The 5,377-nt window shown below is 44.5% G+C and carries 7 protein-coding genes and 1 riboswitch; of the genes, 1 reads left to right on the top strand and 6 read right to left on the bottom strand.

Annotated elements, in window-relative coordinates:
- The 6 genes from BCT81_RS27835 to moaA form a co-directional block, all read right to left on the bottom strand.
- A partial coding sequence (locus tag BCT81_RS27835; RefSeq protein ID WP_241908289.1) for an ABC transporter substrate-binding protein occupies positions 1–690 on the bottom strand: 690 nt, incomplete at its 3' end.
- Positions 691–1,342: 652 nt separating this feature from the next.
- Entirely contained in the window at positions 1,343–1,798 is a 456-nt protein-coding gene (moaE, locus tag BCT81_RS27830) for a molybdopterin synthase catalytic subunit MoaE (RefSeq protein ID WP_102426542.1), read from the bottom strand.
- 2 nt (positions 1,799–1,800) lie between these two features.
- On the bottom strand, positions 1,801–2,046 hold the full coding sequence (moaD, locus tag BCT81_RS27825; protein WP_004737346.1) for a molybdopterin synthase sulfur carrier subunit: 246 nt from the start codon (positions 2,044–2,046) through the stop codon (positions 1,801–1,803).
- Positions 2,043–2,522, bottom strand: coding sequence for a cyclic pyranopterin monophosphate synthase MoaC (gene moaC / locus BCT81_RS27820; protein ID WP_004734026.1), 480 nt, complete (start codon positions 2,520–2,522; stop codon positions 2,043–2,045). Before moaC ends, moaD begins: the two co-directional genes overlap by 4 nt.
- Before the next feature lie 12 nt (positions 2,523–2,534).
- Positions 2,535–3,047 (bottom strand): molybdenum cofactor biosynthesis protein B, encoded by a 513-nt coding sequence (moaB, locus tag BCT81_RS27815; protein ID WP_004737344.1) that lies wholly within the window; start codon positions 3,045–3,047, stop codon positions 2,535–2,537.
- Between the two features lie 79 nt (positions 3,048–3,126).
- Positions 3,127–4,116 (bottom strand): GTP 3',8-cyclase MoaA, encoded by a 990-nt coding sequence (gene moaA / locus BCT81_RS27810; protein ID WP_004737343.1) that lies wholly within the window; start codon positions 4,114–4,116, stop codon positions 3,127–3,129.
- Positions 4,105–4,257: riboswitch (molybdenum cofactor riboswitch) on the bottom strand. (Overlaps the previous gene by 12 nt.)
- A 194-nt stretch (positions 4,258–4,451) precedes the next feature.
- On the opposite strand from moaA, the gene BCT81_RS27805 reads away from it, so the two are divergent.
- On the top strand, positions 4,452–5,339 hold the full coding sequence (locus BCT81_RS27805) for a YvcK family protein (protein WP_102426541.1): 888 nt from the start codon (positions 4,452–4,454) through the stop codon (positions 5,337–5,339).
- Positions 5,340–5,377: the final 38 nt, after the last annotated feature.

The raw sequence follows: 5,377 nt of genomic DNA, 5'->3' as shown, positions 1-5,377 counted from the left end.
TACTAGACGCTCGTTAACAATCCATTTATCAACAGAGAATGCGCCGTTGCCGACAAAGTGCTCTGGCTTAGTCCACTGGTCACCGTATTTTTCAACAGTTGCCTGGTGCACTGGCTTCATTGTTGTGTGCCCCATCATCATTACGAAGTATGGTACCGCTGTTTCTAATTCAACAACTAGAGTGTTTGCATCCACTGCTTTAACGCCTAGTTCACTCTTGTCTTTCTTTCCCGCTACGATATCTTTCGCATTCGCCATCTTGGTGTATTCCATGTACCAAGCGTATGGAGAAGCCGTTGCAGGATCAACTGCACGTTGCCAGCTGTATACAAAATCTTGAGCTGTTACAGGATCGCCGTTAGACCATTTTGCGTCTTTGCGTAGGTGGAAAGTGAATGTTTTGTTGTCTGTCGTTTCCCAGCTTTCTGCAACACCAGGGATAGTGTTACCGTCGCCGTCTTGGTTCACTAGACCTTCTAGAAGATCACGAATTACGTGAGATTCTGGTACACCTTGAGATTTGTGTGGGTCGATAGTTGCAACTTCAGTACCGTTACCGCGAACAAGTTCCTGAACTTTTGCCAGTTCTGTGCCTGCTGGAACTTCAGCAGCGATAGAAAGAGTAGAAGAGGCAGCCACTGCCAAACCAGCACCTAGAAGAAGGGCCTGAGTGATTTTATTCTTGTACATTTAATAAACTCCAAGTTTTATGTATTGCATCCATGACTTCTTTGCTTGGTTCACTGAACGGCAGTGATTTAGATTTATTTAGCTCAAAGTTTAAGCATAAAAACCTAAAACCTTACAAAGATTGAGGCACACACTATCAACCATTGAAGTAATTTGCCACAAACAAGTCGCAAAAAATCGGAAAATTCTCCAAAATACTTAAGGTATCAGTGTAAATATCTAACAAATCCCAAATCAGTAGTGACTTACATAGAGGGATTAATTAAAAAACAGCCTTTAGTGTTGATGTATCTGTGTTGATACTTTTTTTTAGCATCTTATGCTAGAACACCGCGCACAAATTAACATTAATGCCACATAAAATCTAATTGTACATCACATATCACCTAACCATACTACACTATTTGTGAGGATCATCACTTTATACAAAACACCATAATGCACTGCACCAAAACGGTAAATTCAATGCACTAATTCAGACAAAACTGAAAGTTGAATTTATATGCAACAGAAGTAATTAACGATTTATTAAAACAGTGCTTGTTCATGAATCAATTTCTAACGGGTACAAAAAAGCCGACCTAAATGGTCGGCTTTTGACTGTCTTATAAACAAATGAGTAAATTTTGAAGCAACATCACTTTAAAAGAAATTACTTCTCCCAGCGCTCCGCGGCTTTCGTATCAGAGTCACGGGAATCAACCCAACGAGTTGCTTCAGTGGTGCGTTCTTTTTTCCAAAAGGGAGCCTTGGTTTTCAGGAAGTCCATAACGAATTCACAGGCTTCAAATGCAGCACCACGGTGTGCACTGGATACACCAACGTATACAATCTGGTCGCCGATATCTAAGTCACCTACACGGTGGATAACACGCATCTTCTGAATAGGCCAGCGAGCCTCAGCTTGGTCACAGATCTCGCTCAGTGATTTTTCTGTCATACCCGGATAGTGCTCCAGAGACAAACCAATCACATTGTCGCCAAGGTTCATGTCGCGAACTTTACCAACGAACGTCACAATCGCTCCGGCAGCTGTACCTTGAGCCAAGTAGTCATATTCATCGCCTACCGAGAAGTCCTCAGCTGTCACTAGTACTCTTGGATCCATGCTTAGCCTCCAGTCACTGGTGGGAAGAAAGCCACTTCGTCGCCGTCTTTCACTTCAGTTGTCAGAGGTACGATTGATTGGTTAAGTGCAGCCAGAAGCTTACCCTCTTCCAATGCGATATCCCATTTGCCTTCTTGTGTCACAAGATGACTACGAATCGCTTCAATCGTCTTAAATTGTGCATCAACTTCAACGCTGTCCACACCAACAAGTTCACGAGTTTGAGCAAAGAAAAGTACTGTAATCATGATTCCACCTTGAAGTGACCAGATTTACCACCTGTCTTCTCTAGCAGGCGCACGTTTTCGATAACAATGTCTTTCTGAACAGCTTTACACATATCGTAAATCGTTAACGCAGCCACAGAAGCAGCCGTTAGCGCTTCCATTTCTACGCCCGTCTTACCAGCAAGCTTACAAACCGATTCGATGCGAACCTTGTTTTCAGACTCGATAGCTTCAAGCTGCACTTCTACTTTGGTTAGTAGCAGAGGGTGACACAGTGGAATCAGATCCCACGTCTTTTTAGCCGCTTGAATACCCGCGATACGTGCCGTTGCGAAAACATCACCTTTATGATGGCTACCAGAAACAATCAGCTCTAGCGTTTCAGCTGACATTTGCACAAACGCTTCCGCTCTCGCTTCACGTACCGTTTCAGCCTTAGCCGATACATCGACCATGTTTGCTTCACCAGACGCGTTAATGTGTGTAAATTGGCTCATACTCAAACCGCCTTATACAGAAAGGTGTGGCATGAAGTTGCAAGGGCGGTGGCTAGCATCCATCTGTTGCTTAATGATCTTAGTCCAACCCGTGCGACAAGCTCCTGTTGAGCCTGGCATTGCAAAGATAACCGTGTGGTTCGCAAAGCCCGCAATTGCACGAGATTGAATTGTCGATGTACCGATCTCTTCGTAAGATACTTGACGGAATAGCTCACCAAAGCCTTCAACTTCTTTGTCGAATAGTGGCTTAAGCGCTTCAGGCGTGCTGTCACGAGATGTGAAGCCCGTACCGCCAGTGATCATGATCGCTTGTACGCTTTCGTCAGCGATCCACTTAGATACGATCGCACGGATCTTGTACATGTCATCGATAACGATTTGCTTATCAACTACGTTATGACCTGCTTCTTTAGCATTCTCAGCTAAGTAACCACCTGACGTATCGTTTTCTTCTGTACGCGTATCTGAAACCGTTAGTACTGCGATGTTTGCTGCTTGAAATTTGCTTTCTGCGTGACCCATTTGTTCACCTATATAAAATTAGACTGATTCGCCCAGCTTAAATAAACTGAGCGATAAAATACGTTTGAGTGTGTGCGGGTTAACCGCCGATTGACGCCAAGTTTGGAGTCATGCCGCTGTTGCCATCATGTAAGAAGTGGCTAACGGACTTGGTTTGTAGCTGAGCCTGTATTCGATCGATGAGCTCTTGCTCTTGTTGATCTTCTTGAATCAAATCTCTCAGTTCAACACCGTGATCGCCAAACAGACATAAGTGAAGTTTACCGGTCGCAGAAACGCGCAGTCGGTTACAGCTCTCACAAAAGTCTTTCTCGTAAGGCATGATCAAACCAATTTCACCCTTGTAATCTGGGTGAACGAACACTTGCGCAGGGCCATCATTAACGGCTCTCACTTTAAGCAACCAACCATTAGCAATGAGCTGGTTACGAATCGCGACACCTGACACATGGTGTTTATCAAACAACTCGTCCATCTCGCCAGTTTTCATCAGCTCAATAAAACGCAGTTGGATCGGTTTGTCTTTGATCCAGTTAAGGAAGGCAGGCAACTCTTGGCTATTGAGGTCTTTCATCAATACTACGTTTACTTTGACTTGTTCAAAGCCAACCTCAAACGCTTTATCAATGCCTCGCATTACCTCAGTAAACTTATTCTCACCAGTAATCTGATGGAACATGCGCGGATCTAAGCTATCTACGCTTACGTTAATGTGAGTTAAACCAGCATCACGCCACTGCCCTACTTGTTTCTCCATGCGGTAGCCGTTAGTTGTTGTAGCAACTTTTTTGATACCTGGAGTGTTGGCAACGGTTTGAATAATTTCGGGGAAGTCTTTACGCAGGCTCGGCTCTCCGCCTGTAATGCGGATCTTTGAGGTGCCACAATCTGCAAACGCTTTAACGACACGTTTGATCTCAGGGACACTTAAAAAAGACGAGTTTTTTTGCCCTGACGGTTTGTAACCATCTGGCAAGCAGTAAGTACATTTAAAGTTACAGACGTCTGTAACCGACAAGCGCAAGTAATAAAACTTGCGATGGAATCTATCTTCGAATTGTTGCGCCACGGAACACCTTTCCAAACACGGGAGGCATAATCATTTCCAATTAAGCCCTTGTGACAACATGTCACTGGCTCTTGATGCGTATCGGTACAGCAAATACCACTGTGCGACTTAGCATACGAGAGCTCGGAGTTATGGCAACCGCACGTTATATTCACACGCGCGGTAGCTGGGTAATAAAATACTTAATATTTGTACGTGAATCTAGCTTTGATGACAAAAAACGGGTCACATTGGCAAAAAAAACGTATCAAACGCTCAAAATAACTCTTGTTGAGTATCTGACAAGAAGCATTTAACCTAAATTATAGTTGGTAATAATCTAACAAGAATAAAAAATGAATATTTACACTTCAAAGAAGGTGGTCGCAATCGGTGGCGGCCATGGCTTAGGTCGCATGTTGGCGGCATTAAAAGATTTCGGTAGTAACGCCACGGGCATTGTTGCTACAACAGATAACGGTGGTTCAACCGGACGAATTCGAGATTGCCAAGGTGGTATCGCATGGGGTGATACTCGTAACTGCATCAATCAATTAATCACTGAGCCGTCAATCAGCTCGATGATGTTTGAATACCGTTTTCGCGGTCAAGGTGAACTCGACGGTCATAACTTGGGTAATCTGATGCTGACCGCACTAGACAACCTCTCGGTTCGTCCATTAGAAGCGATTAACCTGATCCGAAATATGCTCAAGGTCGATGTCAATATCGTCCCTATGACCGAACACCCGTCAGACCTTACCGCCCTATCTATGGATGGGCGCTGGGTAACAGGTGAAACCAATGTGGATGACATGACAGAAAAGCTACGCATGATGGACTTGTCGCCGGAAGTGCCAGCAACTAAAGAAGCCGTTGCTGCAGTTGAGCAAGCGGACTGCATCGTTCTTGGACCAGGGAGCTTTTTGACCAGTGTGATGCCACCACTTCTGCTCCCAGAGATTGGTAAAGCTATTTCCGAAAATACCCGTGCTAAGCTTATCTTCGTCGAAAACTTATCGCCAGAGCATGGTCCTGCCGGGAAAATGACACTTCAAGAACAGCTTGAGTGGTGTGAACGTACCTGCAAGGCACGCAAGATAGACATTATTCTTGGTAATGAGCCTCACCCTGAACTTGAAGGACAATGGAATTGTGTCACCACTGATCTTGCGTCGGCCAACCGAGACTGGCGCCATGACCGAGTGAAGTTACAACAAGCGATCGAAGCTCAGTTGGCTTAAACCACAAGCCAGCTCAAACAACAGAAACTAAAAAAGGA

The sequence above is a fragment of the Vibrio sp. 10N.261.52.A1 genome (assembly GCF_002876325.1).
Lineage (GTDB): Bacteria > Pseudomonadota > Gammaproteobacteria > Enterobacterales > Vibrionaceae > Vibrio > Vibrio chagasii.
This window is presented reverse-complemented; position numbering and strand designations above follow the sequence as displayed.

What these genes read in the sequence shown, in the direction of transcription:
- BCT81_RS27805 (WP_102426541.1), top strand. Translation starts at nt 4,452, where the DNA reads ATGAATATTTACACTTCAAAGAAGGTGGTCGCAATCGGTGGCGGCCAT.
- moaB (WP_004737344.1), bottom strand. Translation starts at nt 3,047, where the DNA reads ATGGGTCACGCAGAAAGCAAATTTCAAGCAGCAAACATCGCAGTACTA.
- moaE (WP_102426542.1), bottom strand. Translation starts at nt 1,798, where the DNA reads ATGGATCCAAGAGTACTAGTGACAGCTGAGGACTTCTCGGTAGGCGAT.
- moaC (WP_004734026.1), bottom strand. Translation starts at nt 2,522, where the DNA reads ATGAGCCAATTTACACACATTAACGCGTCTGGTGAAGCAAACATGGTC.
- moaD (WP_004737346.1), bottom strand. Translation starts at nt 2,046, where the DNA reads ATGATTACAGTACTTTTCTTTGCTCAAACTCGTGAACTTGTTGGTGTG.